Annotated in this window: 18 protein-coding genes; 3 read left to right on the top strand and 15 right to left on the bottom strand. The window is 66.4% G+C overall.

The features are described 5' to 3' along the window. Positions 1 to 345: HNH endonuclease signature motif containing protein (locus tag ABJ196_RS11140; protein ID WP_347307117.1), on the top strand; the 345-nt coding region annotated here is incomplete at its 5' end. Here the strand turns inward: ABJ196_RS11140 and ABJ196_RS11135 are convergent. Genes ABJ196_RS11135 through ABJ196_RS11100 form a run of 8 tightly spaced genes read right to left on the bottom strand, consistent with a single transcriptional unit; the run spans position 342 to position 7,392 of the window. Further along, the gene (locus tag ABJ196_RS11135) at positions 342 to 1,082 is read right to left on the bottom strand and encodes a sulfite exporter TauE/SafE family protein (protein ID WP_257036942.1); all 741 of its coding nucleotides are present in this window, start codon (positions 1,080 to 1,082) and stop codon (positions 342 to 344) included. The two genes, ABJ196_RS11140 and ABJ196_RS11135, sit on opposite strands and share 4 nt — an antisense overlap. After that, positions 1,082 to 1,555, bottom strand: a complete 474-nt coding sequence (gene coaD / locus ABJ196_RS11130; protein WP_347307116.1) for a pantetheine-phosphate adenylyltransferase — start codon at positions 1,553 to 1,555, stop codon at positions 1,082 to 1,084. Before coaD ends, ABJ196_RS11135 begins: the two co-directional genes overlap by 1 nt. Beyond that, positions 1,548 to 2,129: a 16S rRNA (guanine(966)-N(2))-methyltransferase RsmD gene (rsmD, locus tag ABJ196_RS11125; protein ID WP_347307115.1), complete on the bottom strand. Its 582-nt coding sequence runs from the start codon at positions 2,127 to 2,129 to the stop codon at positions 1,548 to 1,550. Before rsmD ends, coaD begins: the two co-directional genes overlap by 8 nt. Beyond that, positions 2,126 to 2,353: an acetyl-CoA carboxylase biotin carboxyl carrier protein subunit gene (locus tag ABJ196_RS11120; protein ID WP_347307114.1), complete on the bottom strand. Its 228-nt coding sequence runs from the start codon at positions 2,351 to 2,353 to the stop codon at positions 2,126 to 2,128. Before ABJ196_RS11120 ends, rsmD begins: the two co-directional genes overlap by 4 nt. 27 nt (positions 2,354 to 2,380) lie before the next feature. After that, positions 2,381 to 4,453, bottom strand: a complete 2,073-nt coding sequence (locus ABJ196_RS11115) for an ATP-dependent DNA helicase RecG (RefSeq protein WP_347307113.1) — start codon at positions 4,451 to 4,453, stop codon at positions 2,381 to 2,383. 4 nt (positions 4,454 to 4,457) lie between these two features. Then, the gene (locus tag ABJ196_RS11110; RefSeq protein ID WP_347307112.1) at positions 4,458 to 5,795 is read right to left on the bottom strand and encodes a DAK2 domain-containing protein; all 1,338 of its coding nucleotides are present in this window, start codon (positions 5,793 to 5,795) and stop codon (positions 4,458 to 4,460) included. 11 nt (positions 5,796 to 5,806) lie between these two features. Next, complete coding sequence (locus tag ABJ196_RS11105; protein ID WP_347307111.1) at positions 5,807 to 6,409, bottom strand: uracil-DNA glycosylase; 603 nt, start codon at positions 6,407 to 6,409, stop codon at positions 5,807 to 5,809. After that, on the bottom strand, positions 6,409 to 7,392 hold the full coding sequence (locus ABJ196_RS11100; RefSeq protein ID WP_347307110.1) for a thiamine-phosphate kinase: 984 nt from the start codon (positions 7,390 to 7,392) through the stop codon (positions 6,409 to 6,411). Before ABJ196_RS11100 ends, ABJ196_RS11105 begins: the two co-directional genes overlap by 1 nt. Positions 7,393 to 7,397: 5 nt before the next feature. Between ABJ196_RS11100 and ABJ196_RS11095 the strand changes: the two genes are divergently transcribed. Next, positions 7,398 to 8,303 (top strand): DUF3515 domain-containing protein, encoded by a 906-nt coding sequence (locus ABJ196_RS11095; protein WP_347307109.1) that lies wholly within the window; start codon positions 7,398 to 7,400, stop codon positions 8,301 to 8,303. On the opposite strand, the gene ABJ196_RS11090 is transcribed toward ABJ196_RS11095, so the two are convergent. The 6 genes from ABJ196_RS11090 to ABJ196_RS11065 all read right to left on the bottom strand — a co-directional run bounded on the left by ABJ196_RS11090 (position 8,300) and on the right by ABJ196_RS11065 (position 13,803). Further along, entirely contained in the window at positions 8,300 to 8,893 is a 594-nt protein-coding gene (locus ABJ196_RS11090; RefSeq protein WP_347307108.1) for a response regulator transcription factor, read from the bottom strand. The genes ABJ196_RS11095 and ABJ196_RS11090 overlap by 4 nt on opposite strands. Next, positions 8,886 to 9,989 (bottom strand): histidine kinase, encoded by a 1,104-nt coding sequence (locus tag ABJ196_RS11085; RefSeq protein WP_347307106.1) that lies wholly within the window; start codon positions 9,987 to 9,989, stop codon positions 8,886 to 8,888. Before ABJ196_RS11085 ends, ABJ196_RS11090 begins: the two co-directional genes overlap by 8 nt. Positions 9,990 to 10,000: 11 nt before the next feature. After that, positions 10,001 to 10,759, bottom strand: coding sequence for an ABC transporter permease (locus ABJ196_RS11080; RefSeq protein ID WP_347307104.1), 759 nt, complete (start codon positions 10,757 to 10,759; stop codon positions 10,001 to 10,003). Further along, positions 10,760 to 11,641: an ABC transporter ATP-binding protein gene (locus ABJ196_RS11075; RefSeq protein ID WP_347307102.1), complete on the bottom strand. Its 882-nt coding sequence runs from the start codon at positions 11,639 to 11,641 to the stop codon at positions 10,760 to 10,762. A gap of 72 nt (positions 11,642 to 11,713) precedes the next feature. Then, positions 11,714 to 12,793: a D-alanine--D-alanine ligase family protein gene (locus ABJ196_RS11070; protein ID WP_257071118.1), complete on the bottom strand. Its 1,080-nt coding sequence runs from the start codon at positions 12,791 to 12,793 to the stop codon at positions 11,714 to 11,716. A gap of 11 nt (positions 12,794 to 12,804) precedes the next feature. Then, positions 12,805 to 13,803, bottom strand: a complete 999-nt coding sequence (locus tag ABJ196_RS11065; protein WP_347307099.1) for an NAD(P)H-dependent glycerol-3-phosphate dehydrogenase — start codon at positions 13,801 to 13,803, stop codon at positions 12,805 to 12,807. Positions 13,804 to 13,948: 145 nt separating this feature from the next. On the opposite strand from ABJ196_RS11065, the gene ABJ196_RS11060 reads away from it, so the two are divergent. Next, positions 13,949 to 14,947, top strand: coding sequence for an NUDIX hydrolase (locus ABJ196_RS11060; RefSeq protein WP_347307097.1), 999 nt, complete (start codon positions 13,949 to 13,951; stop codon positions 14,945 to 14,947). Here ABJ196_RS11060 and ABJ196_RS11055 read toward each other — a convergent pair. Next, complete coding sequence (locus ABJ196_RS11055) at positions 14,904 to 15,782, bottom strand: hypothetical protein (RefSeq protein WP_347307095.1); 879 nt, start codon at positions 15,780 to 15,782, stop codon at positions 14,904 to 14,906. The two genes, ABJ196_RS11060 and ABJ196_RS11055, sit on opposite strands and share 44 nt — an antisense overlap. Positions 15,783 to 15,879: the final 97 nt, after the last annotated feature.

Raw genomic sequence — 15,879 nt, 5'->3', positions numbered from 1 at the left:
GCCTCCACGAAGCAGCGGCTGATGGCCATGGGCGAAAATCCCGTCTGCCCGTGGCCGGGCTGTTCGAAGGGCGCGCATGATTGCCAGGTGCACCACCTTCAGGCTTGGCGCAACGGCGGGGAGACGAGTCCGGAGAATCTTACGATTGCGTGCCAGTATCACAATTCGGTCAACGAGGTGGATGGTCGCGGGTTCTTAAGAAGGCGTGGGACGATTTACTGGGTGCCGCCGAAAGGCTGGTATCACCCGCCGGGCACGCCGGTCGCGCCGGAGCTGGAAGGCCCGTTGCCTGCGTGGGTGGAAGAAGAAAAGCAACTGCTCGAGGAGGAATTCGCGAACAGCTAGAGCTGACCCACACCACGGAGCATCGCCACCGCGGCGCCCGCTGCGGCCACGGCGAGCGAGAGCTTGTGCGCCTTGTCGCGCGGAATTCGCCCAGCCAGGCGCGCTCCGATGACGATGCCCAGAATCATGCCCAGGATGCCCGCCGGCCATACGAGCCACGAGGCGTGCGAGAGCGATCCCGCACCCGTGACGAGCTTTGCCGTCACGGAGATGGCGCCGCCGACCATGAAGATGGGCTGGAGCGTCGCCGTGTACATGGAGTGCTCCCAGCGCGCCGCCTGCGCGTAGACCGTGATGACGGGGCCCGCGATACCCGCGAGAGTATTCGTGAAGCCACCCAGCACCCCGGCCGAAAGCATGGGTCCTAGGCCGTGAAGGTGCGGCACGTACTTCTTGCCAAGGGTCACCACGCCGAGCGCGATGAGTAGCGCGCCGCCCGCAATGACGAGCAACGGCGCGGTATCGATGGAGCGAATGAGGAACGCCGCCGGGATGGAGCCAAAGACCATGACGGAGGCAATGGCACCGAACTTGCGCCAGTCCACGCGGTCGCGCGCGGTGTAGGTGAGCATCGCCGCGTTGATACACGCCAACACGTTAATGACCATGATGCCTTGCACCGGACCGAGCAAGAGCATGAGCAGAGGCCCGCCCACGAGTCCCATGCCCATGCCAGACACGCGCTGGAGACAGGAACCGAGAAAGATAGAGACGAACACTCCGAGAGCAACGAGCATCATGCGAATTTCTCCACGACTGCGCTGTGGACCGGCTCCGGGAAAAGTCCGGTGACGTCGCCGCCGAACTGTGCGACCTGTTTGGCCAGCGAGGACGAGATGTAGCCGTACTTCTCATCCGTGAGCAAGAAGGTGGTCTCCACGCCTGTGAGACGCCGGTTCATCTGAGCCATGGGCAGCTCATATTCGTAGTCGAGCGAGGAACGCAGCCCCTTCACGATCGTGTCGATGTGGTGCTCCGAGGTGTAGTCCACGAGCAAGCCCGACCAGAAATCGACCTTGATATTCTCCGGCACGACCTCACGGATAAGCGCCACGCGCTCCTCCACCGTGAACAGGCCCGACGGCTTATCCGGGTTACCCGTCACGAGCACTGTCACCTCATCGAAGAGGCGGCTCGCGCGGGTGAAAATATCCAGGTGCCCCATCGTCATCGGGTCAAAGGACCCTGGGCACACGGCCTTCTTAGTCATGAGATTGCTCCATATCCGTCCGGTCGAAAATCGCCATATCCATGCGCGCGATACCAAAGGTGCGCTTCTTCAGCTTCTGGCCCGTCTCCGTAAACCCGGCAGGCCAGACCGTCGGCGCCGAGTCGACGGGCCGCTCGATGACCACGATGGCGCGGTCCTCGAGGACTGGCTCAATCGCGGCCACGAGCCCATCCACGTCATCAAACGCATACGGCGGATCCGCGAGCACCATGTCGAAGTACCCGCGCGGCGCCGTCGCCAAATACGTGCCCACCTTCATTTCCTTGAGCGTCACGCCTGGATGCTTGACCACGCCGATGTTATGGCGGATGACGCGGGCGGCAGCGGAAGACTGCTCGACGAGCACGACCTCGTCGGCGCCGCGGCTGGCGGCCTCGAGTCCCAACGCGCCGGAGCCCGCAAAGAGGTCGAGCACGCGCGATCCCTCAAAGCCCCAGCGCATGGTGAGCGAAGAAAACAGCCCTTCGCGCGCACGGTCCGAGGTCGGCCGCGTGCCTTCCTCGGGCACCTTGAGCCGGCGTCCGCGCGCTTCGCCCGCGATAATGCGCGTCATGCTGCCCCGCTTTCCGATGCCCCCACGACGGCCAGGACGTCTCCCCCATGGACGTCATCAAAGTCCGCATGTGCCAAGGACGTAACAACGCCGGGCCAGGGCGTGGCGACGGGAGACTCAAGCTTCGTGGCCTCGACCGTGGCGATGACCTGCCCGGCCTCGACGACTTGGCCCGCGGCGACGTGGTAGCGCACGATACCAGCAAAAGGCGCGCAAATATTCATGCGTAACACCTTAGCGCACGGCTCCCGCTAGGACTTGTCGAGATACGCTTGTTCGTCGTCCGTGAGCTCCGCAACGAGTTCGCGCGCAAGCGGCTCGTTGCGCGCCACGAGCCCGGTGGCGTCGAAGCTGGCTCGCGAAATGGTCTCGCCGTCGGTGAGCAGGTTGAGCAACCGCAGCGTGCGGTGCTCGCCGGACTGCAGCGTGCCCAGGATGTCGCCCTCCTTGCGGTTGGCGAGGTCGAGCTCGGCCAAGTCAAAGCCGGAGCTCGTCTGAGCAATGGCGTTCACGCGCTGGAACGACGCCGACCCGGGCGCGGCGAGCGTGTGGAAGAGACACAGCGAGGCGTTGCCGCCACGGCCCACACGGCCGCGTAGCTGGTGGAGCTGGGAGACGCCGAAATTCTCGGACTCTCGGATGAGCATGATGGTCGCATTCGGCACGTCGACGCCGACCTCGATGACGGTCGTGGCCACGAGCACGTCGTACTCGCCGCGCGCGAAGGCGGCCATGACCTCGTCCTTATCGGACATCTTGCCGTGGAGCATCGCCAAGCGCAGCCCCTGCAGCGGCCCGAATTCAAGTTCCTCCATGAGCTCTTTGACGCCGCCGGTGTCCTCGATGCGCGGCGCCACGATATACGCCTGGTGGCCCTTGGCGACTTCCTCGCGGATGCGCGCCCAACCGCGCGCGACCCACGCCTCGTTGGACTCCGGCACGACGAAGGACTGGATGGGCTTGCGCCCGCCGGGCAGCTCGCGCAGTGTCGAGACGGACAGGTCGCCGAAGACCGTCATGGCGATCGTGCGCGGAATGGGCGTCGCCGTCATCACCAGCATGTGCGGATACTGCTGTGCCTTGCCGCGCAGCGTGTCGCGCTGTTCGACGCCGAAACGGTGTTGCTCGTCGACGACCACGAGGCCCAGGTCGTAAAACTCTACGGTGTCCTGGATAATCGCGTGGGTGCCGATCACGATGTCGGCCTCGCCGCTGACGATATCGAGCAACACCTGGCGCTTGGCCGCCGTCTTCATCGAACCGGTGAGCAGCACGACGTTGACACCCGCCGGGGCCTGCGCGGAAATCGACGCGAAATGCTGCGAGGCCAGGACCTCCGTGGGCGCAAGCAGCGCGGACTGGTAACCGCAATCCGCGGCCTGGAGCATCGCGAGCAGCGCGACCATCGTCTTACCGGAGCCGACCTCGCCCTGGAGCAGGCGCTGCATGGGGAAGACTTGCGAGATATCGTGCGAGATATCGCCGAGCACGTCGCGCTGGCCCTGCGTGAGCTCGAACGGCAACGAGGACAGCAGCGCCGCGCGCAGGCCGTCCTCGCGCGGCGGCAAGGCCGGGGCGACGTGGCCCAGCGCATCGCGGCGGCGCAGCGCCATGACTAACCCGACGGTGAGTGCCTCGTTGTACTTGAGGCGATGGATCGCCATATACGGGCCCTCGAAGGGCGGCTCGTGAACCTGGCGCAGCGCCTGGTCATAGCTGAGCGGCACCTCGTAGTCGAGCGGCTCCGGAATCTCCGGCAGCGACTCGAGGACCTGGTGAATGGCACCGAGCAGGAACCACGAGCTTACCTTCTCCGTCGCCGGGTAGATGGGAATCCACGGCCGGTCCGCGAGCAGCTCGGCGAGCGAACCGAACATCGCCAGCTCCCGAAACTCCTTCGTCCCCTGGGCCTTCTTCGCATCTTTGCCCAGCAGCATGAACTTGGGGTTCTGCAGCTGCGGCGTATGCCGGAAAAATTTCAGCTTGCCGGCGATGATCACGCGCGCGCCCGGCCGCAGCACGCGGAAGACCCACATTTGGCCGAAGAACGCAGCCTGGAAGCCGTTGTCGAGCGCTACGTTGATAACCCGCTTGCCCGTGCGCGTCTCGGACTGGGTGACGTTGACAACGGACGCGGTGACGGTGACGTACTCGCCCTCGATGGCCCCGCCGGCCCCGACATCCGTCGAGCCGCGCAGGTATGTGCGCGGATAGTGTGCGAGCAGGTCGCCACACGTGGAAAACTTGAAGGACTTCCGCAGGGTTTTTACGGCCTCCGTAGGCAAGACGTCTGCCAACGGCCGGTCGTCACGCCACCCCAACATGTGCCTACTCCACTCCGATTTCCGTTTCGATCCCCGGGGCCGTGAGCGCCATGACCTCCACCCCGAGCTTCGATGTTAGCGCCGTCGCGTCCACCGCGCGCGCGGAGAGAATCGTCACCTGCTCCCCGCCCTCGGCGAGCAGACGGCGCGCCGCCACGACGAGCGCATCAAAGGTCTCCGCCGCCGGGCGCACGACCCGCATGGACCGCGCCGCATCGCGCATGGTCGACACCACGGCATCTATGTCCGCGTTCGTGGGGTCGTAGACCGACAGCGCCGCGATGCCCGCGACGTAGGAATCGGTGGGCACGACGCGCGCTTCCCCGGGGTTGCCCTTCGAGCCGTTGACCAGGAAGATATCGCCGGGGTTCGCCTCGACGGCGCGGCCGGGTTCAACTACCTCTGCGCCTGCGCCCGCGAAGAGCTCGGCCAAGGGACCAGCCGGAGCCGCAGCCCACACCGTGCGCCCCACGCTTTCCGATGCCCCCTCCGGCACGCCCGGCAGCGCCTCCAGGCGCAGGTTCGACACGGCGCCGCGCGCAAACGCGAGTTCGACGAGCGGTCCGGCCTCGGTCGTATGAATGTGCACGCGGGCGGCGCGCTCGCCATCACGAGCGACGACGAGCGAATTGCCCCGCGGCGCGATTTCGGCCGCCAGCGCGTCGACGTCGCCTTCGAAGTAGAAGATGACTTCGAGCTCGCCGGTGGACTCGACGGGTGCAACGGCCTCGGTAAGCTGCGCGCCGTCGAGCTCCGCGCGCAGCGAATCGAGCAGCACGAGCAGGCCCGCGCCGCCGGCGTCGACGACGCCCGCCTCGCGCAGGGCAGGCAGCTGGGACGGCGTCGCATCGAGGGCTTCCTGGGCCGCGGCGAGCACGCGCTCGAGCAGCGGGTAGAGGGCTAAGCCCTCGGCGAGGGCGGCATCGGCAGCAGCGGCGGCCGCGCGCAGGACGGTGACGATGGTGCCTTCGACAGGGTCGGCGATGGCGCGGTCGACGAGCTCGACGGCGAGCGAGAGGGCATCGGCAAGCGCGGCGGCGTCCACGCGGGAGTCCGTGGTGGAATCTGCGAGCGCGCGCAGGACCTGGGACAAGACCATGCCGGAGTTGCCGCGGGCGCCGCGCACGGAGCCGACGGCGAGGGCCTCAGCGACGTCGCCGCCGCGGTCGGCCTGCGCGAGCGCGGCCTCCATGGTGTGCGCCATATTGGAGCCGGTGTCAGCGTCCGGGACCGGAAACACGTTGAGCGCGTTGATATCAGCGCGGTGCCGGGCGAGCTCCGCCACGGCGCGCTGCGCCCAGTGGTAGAGACCGTCCGCGTCTAAGGTTTCCGGTTGAGACATAGTCACGTATCTTACAAGCGCCAGTCCACGGGGGCGGCACCCTGGTCCGCCAGAAGTTGATTCGCGCGGGAAAACGGCCGCGAGCCGAAGAATCCCCGGCGCGCGGACAGCGGCGACGGATGCGGCGACTCGATGCGCGGGACATCCGGGATAAACCGCGCGCAGGCTTGGGCATCTCGGCCCCAGAGGATGGCGACCATGGGCTTCCGGTTGAGCGAGCGGATGGCGGCCTCGGTCACGGCCTCCCAGCCCTGGCGACGGTGGGCGCCGGCCTGGCCTGGCGCGGTGGTGAGCACGCGGTTGAGCAGCAGGACGCCTTGCTCGGTCCACTTCGTCAGATCCCCGTCGTGCGGCGCGTCGATGCCGAGGTCGTCGTGGAGTTCCTTATAGATGTTGACGAGCGAGCGCGGGGGTTTCACGCCTGCTGCTGTGGAGAATGCCAGGCCCATGGCGTGGCCGGGCGTGGGATACGGGTCCTGGCCGACGATGAGCACCTTGACGTCGGGCTGCGGCATGTCGAAGGCGCGGTAGACGTCCGCTGCAGGCGGCAGGAACTCGCCGTCGATGTGGGGGCGCGGGACGTCGTGAAGGATTTTTTCCCAGGTGGCGTGCATTAGAAGGAGGCCCAGCCTTTCGTATAGGGGGACGGTCTGCCGTCGACGGTCACGCCCTCGCCGCGAATGACCTCACCGATGACGCGGAAGCCGCTGGGGGCCGGCTTGGCTGTCGTGGCGAGCAGCGTGTGGTCCTCGCCGCCGGCGTGGACCCACTCGAGCGGGTCGCGGCCCAGCAGCGCTCCGGCCTGCACGAGCAGCGGATCCGGCTTGATGGCGTCGGCGCAGAGGTCGATGCTTACCCCGGAGCGCGCCGCAATCGTGGTGAGATCCGGGATGAGGCCATCGGAGTTATCGGTCATCGCCGTCACCCCGGTGGCGCGAGCGACTTGGCCGCGGCCGGGGGTAATCCACGGCGCGCAGTGGGCGTCGATGAGCGGCCAGAGCTCGCAGTGGCCTTCGGGCAGCGCACGGCCGAAGCGCTCGAGCAGCGCGAGGCCGGCAGCAGACCAGCCGATCTTGCCGTGCGCGACGACTTGTTGGCCGGGACGCGCGCGGTCGAGCGTGAGCGCCTGGCGGTCGCCGCCCAGCGCGCCGATGGCGGTAATGGACACGACGAGCTCGCGGGCCTGGGTGACATCGCCGCCCACGAGCTCCGTGTTGTAGTGCGAGGACGCCTCCGCGATGCCGCGGGCGATGCCTTGGACGATGGAAATGGGGGTATCGGCAGGCGCGGCGAGGCCGAGGAGGGCTGCGGACGGACGCGCGCCCATAGCCTCGATGTCTGCGAAGTTCTGGACAATAGCCTTGTGGCCCACTTCTTCCGGCGTGGACCAGTCGAGCCGGAAGTGGCGTCCCTCGACGAGGAGGTCCGTGGTCGCCACCGTGCGACGGTTGGGAACGGGCGTGTGGAGAACTGCCGCGTCATCGCCATTGATGGAGCTTGGTGCTACCGAGGTGATCGCCTCGATGACCCGCTTTTCACCAATATCCGCCAGCGTCGGGGTGAGTTTCACGCGTTCTTCTTTCGTCTCTAGACTCATGAGGTATGACCCCACTATTTAACCGCACCGCCATCTACGTTTCTCTTGCACTCGCGCTGGCGCTGATCTTTGGAGTCATCTTCGGCTCGAAGTACGTCTTCGAGAATATCGAACGCGCCCCCGTCGCCATGTCGCCGGTCGACTCACCCGACGCAGCCTCCGCGGAATGCGCCGCCCTTATCGACGCGCTGCCCGAGAAGTTCATGGGGCACCCGCGCGCGACCGTCGCCGACCCCGTGCCCGAGGGCGTGGCCGCATGGTCCACGAACTCCGGCGAGGCCGTGACGCTGCGCTGCGGCGTGCCCATGCCTTATCAGTACACCTCGTACGCGCACACCACCGACGTGGATGGCACGACGTGGTTCAAGGTCCGCGACATGACGCCGGGGTCGAATCTGACCACCTGGTATACCGCGGACCGCTCCCCTGTCGTCGCGGTGACGACCTTCGACGACCAGGAGCCTACGGGGCTTGACCTCGACGCGCTCACCGGCGATGCCCCGGAACGCTTCCCCGCGGCCCTCGCCTCTCTGAAGACTGGCCCCGGCGAATGCGCCGCGTTCCTCGACGCTGCCCCGCGCGAACTCGGCGACTACACGCGCCTCGACCAGCTGCCGGAGGGCACCGTACAGAACACGCTCGTATGGACCGCGGACGGCCGCGAGCCCATCGAGCTGCGCTGCGGCGTCGAGGACGCCCCCGGCTACAAGGCTGGCGCGCAGCTCCAGCAGGTCAACGACGTGCCGTGGTTCGAAGACACCACCCTCGCCGGCGGCACGACCGCCTCGACGTGGTTCGCGCTGGGTCGCGACGTCAACGTGGCCTTGTCCGTGCCGCAGGACGTCGCCACAGATGCCTTGGTGGACATGAGCGACGCGTTGGCAAAGACCACGAAGCAGGTCGCGAACTAAATCCAGCCGCGCTCCCGGGCGACGGTATAGGCCTCGAAGCGGTTTTGCGCGCCCGTCTTCGCCATCGCCGAGGACAGGTAGTTGCGCGTCGTACCCGCCGCCAAGCACACCTGCGCGGCGATATCCGCGACGGAGGCACCCGTTCCCGCGGCCTCGAGGACACGCGCCTCGCTGTCGGTGAGCGGCGACTCGCCCACCGAAATCGCGAGTGCCGCGACTTCGGGGTCGAGGAAGCGCTTGCCCTGTGCCACCGCGCGAATGGCCTGGGCGAATTGCTCGGCAGACGAGGTCTTGGGCACGAAACCCAGCACGTTGGCCGCGAGCGCCCGCTTGAGCGCCTGCGGGCGTGGGTGGGACGTGACGATGAGGACGGCGGCATCGGCAAGCTGGGAAGCCGTGTCGATGCCGTCAAGCCCCGGCATCTGCAGATCGAGGACCGCCACATCGATGGGGTGCACCGCGCACCAATCGATGAGCTCGCGCCCCGAGCCGGCGGTGCGAACGACCTCGATGTCGTCTTCGAGCCCGAGCAACGTGGCCAGGGATTGTGCGACGAGCGCTTCGTCGTCCGCAATGGCGACCTTAATCATGGAACCTCATTTCGACCGTGAAGGTCTCGTTAGCGTGATGGGTGTGGATATCCGTGCCGCGGCGGCGCAGGGCGGCCAGCCCGGCTTCTTCGCCGGCCTCCCCGGGGGCACCATCATTGCGCAGGCTGATGGCGTTGGCCTGTACTTCGATGTCAACATAAGTGGCTCGAGCGTGCTTGAGCACGTTTGTCGCGGCCTCGCGCACGAACCACCCGGCGCGCTCTCGGAATTCTGCGGGCACCTCTTCAACGGCGCCGGTGAATGTAACACGGATGCCCGCAGACTCGAGCAGCTGGCGGGCACCTGCGAGCTCCGTGTCGAGCGAGGCACGGCGGTAGCCGTCGACGACGGCGCGCATATCCGTCATGGAGACTTTGGTGAGGCGCTGGATTTCTTCCAGCTCCTCGTCGAGACGTGGGTCGCCGCGGCGGACGAGTGCGCGGGCTAGCTCTGCTTTGATAGACAGCGCGGCGAGGTTCTGCCCGAGCGTGTCATGCAGCTCCTGGGCAAACCGCAAGCGCTCGTCGCTGACCTTGAGCGCGGCTTCGAGGTGCCGGGCGCGCTCGGCGGTCTTCAGGCTGCCCACGTACCACAGGGTAAGCACGGCGGAGGCGTAACACAGCGCCGGCAGAATCAACAAAGGCGCCGCGAGGCCAGGGCCCAGGAACAGCCACATCATGGCGGTGAGCACCACGGCTTGGAGCCACGCCGCAGGAAAGCGCGGCAGCGAAGAACCGGCAATAATCGAGGCAACAATCACGGCCGTGCCCGCGGCGGCCTGCGCCCACTCCGCCGGGCCGACCGTGACCACGGCAAGGCAACCTGCGACGATCCCTAGGCCGCCGTAGTAATTAAGATGCAGCCACGCGTCGACCGGGCAGCGTGGAGCAAGGTTGTATTCGGGCAGGCGCTCGATGACGACGGTGCTCGTGACCACAGAGAACGCCAACGCGGCGACTGCTCCCGCACCGGGGAGCGTGGTGAGGCTTCCCCAGTTCCTGACACCGACTACCACGAGCACGGCATTGATCATGTGCAGCCCCAAACGGGACCACCACACAAAGCGCGGCGCTCCCGGGGCTGGTAAGAAGTTCACGTCTGGATACTTTAGCGATGAGAGTCCCAGCGCATGCTGGAATAGGCCCCGTACCCTAGGGCGAGGGTCCACACCAGCAGAATGAGCACGCCCTGAACTGCCCCCGTGCCGACCGGTTCCGTAGTCCAGGAGGACAGCGAGAAGTCCGAGATAACGGCGAACGGCGTGCGGTCGACGAGCTCGCGGACGCGCTCGGGCATCATCTCGCGAATGCCGGACTGGGAGAGCATCGCCATGCCCATAACCGGCAGCGAGGTCACCTGTGCGGACTCAACGCTGCGGGTGTAGATGGAGGTAACGAAAGCGAATGCGGTCGAGAGCGCAAGTCCAAAGCCAACGGCAAGCACCAGCCGCAAGACATCGGTAGGCGTGCCACCAGCGAATCCACTGAGCACTACTGTTACGACCAGGGTGCTCACGATGGTAATCAGCGCGCCGGGCACGGCGACAGCGGAGAGAATCTCGGCATCGGTGGCCTCGCCGGTGCGCAGGCGCTTGAGCACGCCTTCGTCGCGTCGCGCAGTGATGGCAGAGAGAACCGAGTAAAACTGCACGAACATCAGCGCGGCGAGGACAAAAAGCTCGGAGGCGAACCCGGCCGCCAACCGCGGCTCAGTTCCGGCTTGGCTGTCATAAATGCCGTACATGATAAGCGCCATGGATGCGGGCATGAACAGGGCCATGACCATGATCGTGGGATTGCGCAGGAACAGGGTGGACTCGGCGCGAGACAGGGCACCGGCGCGGCGGGGCGAGATGAGGGTGGTCATTTACTTCACTCCTTCGGCGATAGAGAGGAAGACGTCTTCCAAGGTGGCGGGGCGGGCAGCAAAATGCGTGTAGGTCACGCCATTGTCCTGTGCCCAGGCAAGGATCCCGTGGGTATCGGTCACCAGGTCGTTCGTGTGGACGATGGCGCGGTCCCCCTCGTAGATCGCCTGGCTGGCGTGGGTCTCCGGCACGAGGGCCGGCTCGAGGACGATTTCAGACGCACGCGTCTCGACGAGCTCCGCGAGCGTGCCCTCGAGCTCGATGCGGCCCCGGTGCAAGATGCACAGACGGTCGCAGAGGTACTCGGCCTCTTCGAGGTAGTGCGTGGTGAGAACCATCGTCACGCCAGATTCCTTGAGCTCACGCAGCAGGCGCCAGACGTTGCGGCGCGACTCTGGGTCAAGACCTGTGGTCGGCTCGTCGAGGAAGATGAGCTCCGGGCCGCCGAGCAGGGCGCACGCGAGGTCCAGGCGGCGCTGCTCGCCGCCGGAGAGTGCGCCGACTTTGATGTCGGCCTTGTGGAGGAGGTCAACCTGGTCCAAGAGGGCATCGGCAGGCTGGGGGTTGGAGCAGGTGCCCGCCCATAGCTTCATGGTCTCGCGGACCGTGAGCCCGCTGGGCAGGCCGCCGTGCTGAAGCATGATGCCCATGCGCGGGCGTAGTGTGGCGCGGTCGCGACGCGGGTCGCCGCCGAGGACCTCGACGGTGCCGGAAGTAGGGGCAGCTAGCCCTTCGAGAACCTCGAGCGCCGAGGTCTTCCCCGCGCCGTTCGTGCCGAGCAATCCGTAGCACTCCCCCGGTGCGACGGTAAAGCTCAAGCCGTCTACTGCCGTGAATTTCTTATAAGTACGCGAAAGCCCGCGGACGTCGATGATGTTCATGCTGGCTATCATCGCCGCGCGCGGGCAAGCTCAACAGAGCGTTACGTCATCACTTCGAGATGACAAATGTCATCACGCGTGCGCAAGCGCCGTTTGCACGAGGGTGTGCAGCAGCGTCGGGTAATCCACGCCCACCGCGGCAAAGACCTGCGGGTACATGGAAATCGGGGTAAAGCCCGGCATGGTGTTGATCTCGTTGAGCACCGGGCCGTCCTCCGTAACGAAGAAGTCGACGCGGGACAGGCCCTTGCAGTCGCAGGCGCGGAAGGTGGCGACGGCGAGCTCCTGGAGCTGCTGGATGATCGCGGGCTCAAAGTCGGCGGGAATCTGGGCGGAGACCACGTCATCGAGGTACTTTGTCTCAAAACCGTAGAAGCCCTCCTCCGAATCCTCGATGCCGTTGAGCTTCGCCGGCACGGACGCGCGCAGGGAGCCGTCCGGGTATTCGAGGACACCCACCTCGACCTCGGAGCCGACGATTTCGGCCTCGACGATCACCTTGGGGTCGCCCTGCGTGTCGTTGTCGTAGGCGTGTTGCACGGCGGCGGGCAGCTCGGACCAGTCCGAGACCTTGGAGATGCCGATGGACGAGCCGCCGCGCGCGGGCTTGACGAAGACCGGCAGGCCGAGGGTGGCTTTCTCGGCCTCGGTGAGCTCGGAGCGGCCGCGGCGCAAGATGACCTCGGGGGTGACGGGCAGGCCCTCGGCAACGGCGAGCTTCTTCGTAAACTCCTTGTCCATGCCGGCCGCGGAGGCGAGCACGCCCGGGCCGACGTAAGGCAGGCCAGTGAGCTCAAGCAGGCCCTGGACGGTGCCGTCCTCGCCGTAGGGGCCGTGGAGAACCGGGAAGACGACGTCGACGGTGGCGTAGAGCTCGCCGGTCGTCACGTTGTGAATCTGGCCGCGCGTCGCCGGGTTGAGCGAGAGCGTAAGCTCATCGCCCATGACGACCTCGGGCAGCGTCTCGCCCTCAATCTTCAGGCCCTCGCGCGAACCCGGGGTCCACGCGCCGGAACGGGTGATGCCCACCGGCACGACGTCGTAGAGCTCCGGATCCAGGTTCGCCATGATGGCACCGGCAGAGACGCAGGAGATGGAGTGTTCGGTGCTGCGGCCGCCGTAGACAACGGCGACGCGGGTCTTATTCGTCATGGGGTGGAATCTTACTCCGGCTTCGTGGTGCGCCCCATGAGGGCCACGACCATGTCGGATACGGGCACGCCGCGGTGGCACACGCCATAGACCGCCTGCGTGATGGGCATCTCCACGCCGACGGCCTGCGCCAGCCGGAAAATGGACTCGGACGAGGTCACGCCCTCCGCGACCTGGCCGTTGGTCGCGGCCTTGGCTTCCTCCAGCGTGCCGCCCTGGCCCAGGCGGAAACCGAAGGTGCGGTTACGCGACAGCTCCGAGGAGCACGTCGCGACCAGGTCGCCCAAGCCCGCAAGTCCCGCGAAGGTGCGCGGGTCCGCGCCGAGTTTGACGCCCAGGCGCGTGATTTCCGCCAGGCCTCGCGTAATGAGCGTCGCCAGCGTATTGTTGCCCAGCCCCCGGCCGGTGGCCATACCGCACGCCAGCGCGATAACGTTCTTACACGCGCCGCCTACCTCCGCACCCACGACGTCCGTATTCGTATACGGGCGCAGGTACCACGTCGCGATGGCCTCCTGCACGGCTTTCGCGCGCTCCTCGTCCGCGCACGCGATGACGGTCGCGGCGGGCTGCTCCTGCGCGATTTCCTTCGCCAGGTTCGGCCCGGACAAGACGGCCACCCGGCTTGTCCGTGCCCCCGTCGCGTCCACGATGACTTCGCTCATCCTTTTCAGCGTCGCGGTTTCCACGCCCTTGGAGATGGACACGAGCGTCGCATCCTCGGGCAGGAGCGGGGCCCACGCCTCAAGGTTGGGACGCAGGGACTGAGAGGGAATGCCAAAGACCACGACGTCGGCGGCGCTGAGCGCCGAGGCGGCATCGGTAAGCGGGGTCACGCCGGCCGGAAGCTCGACGTCCGGCAGGTAGTCCGCGTTGCGGCGGGTGGTCGCGATGGTCTCCGCGAGCTCGGGGCGGCGAACCCACAGGCGCACCTCATTGCCGGCGTCAGCGAAGACCTTCGCCAGCGTGGTGCCCCAGGAACCGGCGCCCATGACAGCGACGTTGACCATTGTTTCCCCTCTCATTGTCTGTGCGTTGCCCTCATATCCTAGGACACGTGGGCGGGGCAGTTCTGCGTGCGCGCCGGGCGTGAGTAAAAATAGAAGACGTTAGACGCTAAAAGATGTACCCAACCCTAGTGGAGGAGCAACGGGCATGGTCTCTGAAAAGAAGATGCACGAAGACGACAAGGACCTGGCCTCGGAGATGCTCATCACTGGCCGCTACCAGGCCGTTCCCCGCGACCCCGCCGCAGAGTTCAAGCGCACGACGCTCGCCGCCGGCGCGGTGCTCTGGCGCGGCGAGCGCAACAACGCGGAAGTCGCCGTCATTCACCGCCCGCACTACGACGACTGGTCCCTGGCCAAGGGCAAGGTCGACCCGGGCGAGTCCCTCAGCGCCACCGCCGCGCGCGAAATCTGGGAAGAGACCGGCTACGACGTCAAGCTGGGCAAGCTCATCGGCAAGGTGACCTACCCGGTGCAGGGCCGCACGAAGGTCGTCTACTACTGGATGGGCCAGGTGCTCGGCGGCGAATTCGAAAAGAACGCCGAGGTCGACGAGATCCGCTGGCTCTCCTTCGAGGAAGCCCGCGAACTGCTCACCTACGAGGTGGACACGCAGGTGCTCGACAAGGCGGAGAAGCGGTTGAAGCACGCGCCGACCACGCGCATCCTCTACGTGCGCCACGCTCGCGCCCACGAGCGCAGCAAGTGGCACGGCGACGATAACCTGCGCCCGTTGGATAAGAAAGGTCGCCGTCAGGCCGAGATGCTCGTGCCCATGCTTCTGCCCTACCACCCCACCGCCATCTACTCCGCGAAGCCTGACCGTTGCGAGCAGACCGCCGCACCTCTCGCGGCCGAGCTCAACCTGCCTATCCACCGCGACGTGCTCCTCGGCGACGAGGCCTGGCTCGACGATAAGAAGGCCGCGTTCAAGGCCTTCGAGAAGATCATCGACCGCGGCGGTGTCTCCGTGGTTGTAAGCCAGGGCGAGACCATCCCCGCGGTCATCCGCAAGCTCAACCCTAAGTTCATGCAGGACGCCCTCGACGACATCAAGGTGAAGAAGTCCTCCGTGTGGGTGCTCTCCTTCAACGGCGGCGAGCTCACGGGCGCTGACTACCTGCCGAGTCCGCTGCCGGTGCGCTAGCGCGCGCCACCGCCGAGTTAAAGAGGAAGGTCGTCGCGAAGCCTAGGACCGCGAGGCCCGCGCAGGCCCAGAAGCCGGCGAGGAAGGACCACGCGCTCGTGATGTAGCCGAGAGGGGTGTTCCACACACCGCTGAGCGTGGTCACCGTCGTCGACTGGATGGTGGTCACGCGGCCGAAGGCGTGTTCGTCGATGAGCTCGACGAGCTTGGCGTAGATGACTGCGCCCGCCGCCGGCGCGAAGAGCACCGCGATACCCAGCGGGACGACGACGGCGAGCGAATCGTGCACGAGCGCCGCACACGCCAACGCCGCGGCGAGGAAGCCCGTGTTGACGAGCATGAGAGTGCGGAAGGCCAAGGTCCGCTGAATAAAGCGCGTCGCGAGCGCCCCGCCGAGAATAAGACCGATAGGACCCGCACACTGCATGCGTGCCTGAATGAAGCCTTGTGCCGCAGCGATATCCTCCTCGGCAACGAGCTGTGGCAGCGACGGGTCCGCGCAGGCTTGGCCTATGGAATAGCAGAACATGAAAGCGCACAGCGGCGCGCCGTAGAGTCCGACGCTAAAATTCCCCGGCAGCGCCGACCACGCAAGCCCGAATGCGAGGAGCCCTGCGAGAAAACACGATCCGATGATGACCGGCTTGCGGGGGTACCTATCCGCGACGGCGCCCGCCATCGACACGATGCCGGAGACCGTGCTTACGATGCCCGTGGCGCCCCTGTCCAGCGTTTGGCGGAACACGACGAGCGGGACGGCGAGTCCGGCCGCAACGCCCGTGATTTGGGCGAGAACATCGGAGAACCGATAGGGGCGGACATCGAGAGTTTTCATGAACGGCCTTGAGAGTCGAGGCGCAAGGCTTTGGCCATACACTGCCGAGACTCCCCGACGCACAAAGCGGCGCTTTTCGCGGCAAAACAGCAAAAAG

The sequence above is a fragment of the Corynebacterium sp. SA-MJD20WY100 genome, assembly GCF_039822565.1.
GTDB lineage: Bacteria > Actinomycetota > Actinomycetes > Mycobacteriales > Mycobacteriaceae > Corynebacterium > Corynebacterium phoceense_A.
The sequence above is the reverse complement of the archived record's forward strand: the minus strand, read 5'-3'. Positions and strand labels throughout refer to the sequence as shown.

Excerpts from the sequence above, each read along its gene's own strand:
- ABJ196_RS11135 (WP_257036942.1), bottom strand. The coding sequence starts at position 1,082 with ATGCTCGTTGCTCTCGGAGTGTTCGTCTCTATCTTTCTCGGTTCCTGT.
- coaD (WP_347307116.1), bottom strand. The coding sequence starts at position 1,555 with ATGACTAAGAAGGCCGTGTGCCCAGGGTCCTTTGACCCGATGACGATG.
- rsmD (WP_347307115.1), bottom strand. The coding sequence starts at position 2,129 with ATGACGCGCATTATCGCGGGCGAAGCGCGCGGACGCCGGCTCAAGGTG.
- ABJ196_RS11120 (WP_347307114.1), bottom strand. The coding sequence starts at position 2,353 with ATGAATATTTGCGCGCCTTTTGCTGGTATCGTGCGCTACCACGTCGCC.
- ABJ196_RS11115 (WP_347307113.1), bottom strand. The coding sequence starts at position 4,453 with ATGTTGGGGTGGCGTGACGACCGGCCGTTGGCAGACGTCTTGCCTACG.
- ABJ196_RS11110 (WP_347307112.1), bottom strand. The coding sequence starts at position 5,795 with ATGTCTCAACCGGAAACCTTAGACGCGGACGGTCTCTACCACTGGGCG.
- ABJ196_RS11105 (WP_347307111.1), bottom strand. The coding sequence starts at position 6,409 with ATGCACGCCACCTGGGAAAAAATCCTTCACGACGTCCCGCGCCCCCAC.
- ABJ196_RS11100 (WP_347307110.1), bottom strand. The coding sequence starts at position 7,392 with ATGAGTCTAGAGACGAAAGAAGAACGCGTGAAACTCACCCCGACGCTG.
- ABJ196_RS11095 (WP_347307109.1), top strand. The coding sequence starts at position 7,398 with ATGACCCCACTATTTAACCGCACCGCCATCTACGTTTCTCTTGCACTC.
- ABJ196_RS11090 (WP_347307108.1), bottom strand. The coding sequence starts at position 8,893 with ATGATTAAGGTCGCCATTGCGGACGACGAAGCGCTCGTCGCACAATCC.
- ABJ196_RS11080 (WP_347307104.1), bottom strand. The coding sequence starts at position 10,759 with ATGACCACCCTCATCTCGCCCCGCCGCGCCGGTGCCCTGTCTCGCGCC.
- ABJ196_RS11075 (WP_347307102.1), bottom strand. The coding sequence starts at position 11,641 with ATGAACATCATCGACGTCCGCGGGCTTTCGCGTACTTATAAGAAATTC.
- ABJ196_RS11070 (WP_257071118.1), bottom strand. The coding sequence starts at position 12,793 with ATGACGAATAAGACCCGCGTCGCCGTTGTCTACGGCGGCCGCAGCACC.
- ABJ196_RS11065 (WP_347307099.1), bottom strand. The coding sequence starts at position 13,803 with ATGGTCAACGTCGCTGTCATGGGCGCCGGTTCCTGGGGCACCACGCTG.
- ABJ196_RS11060 (WP_347307097.1), top strand. The coding sequence starts at position 13,949 with ATGGTCTCTGAAAAGAAGATGCACGAAGACGACAAGGACCTGGCCTCG.
- ABJ196_RS11055 (WP_347307095.1), bottom strand. The coding sequence starts at position 15,782 with ATGAAAACTCTCGATGTCCGCCCCTATCGGTTCTCCGATGTTCTCGCC.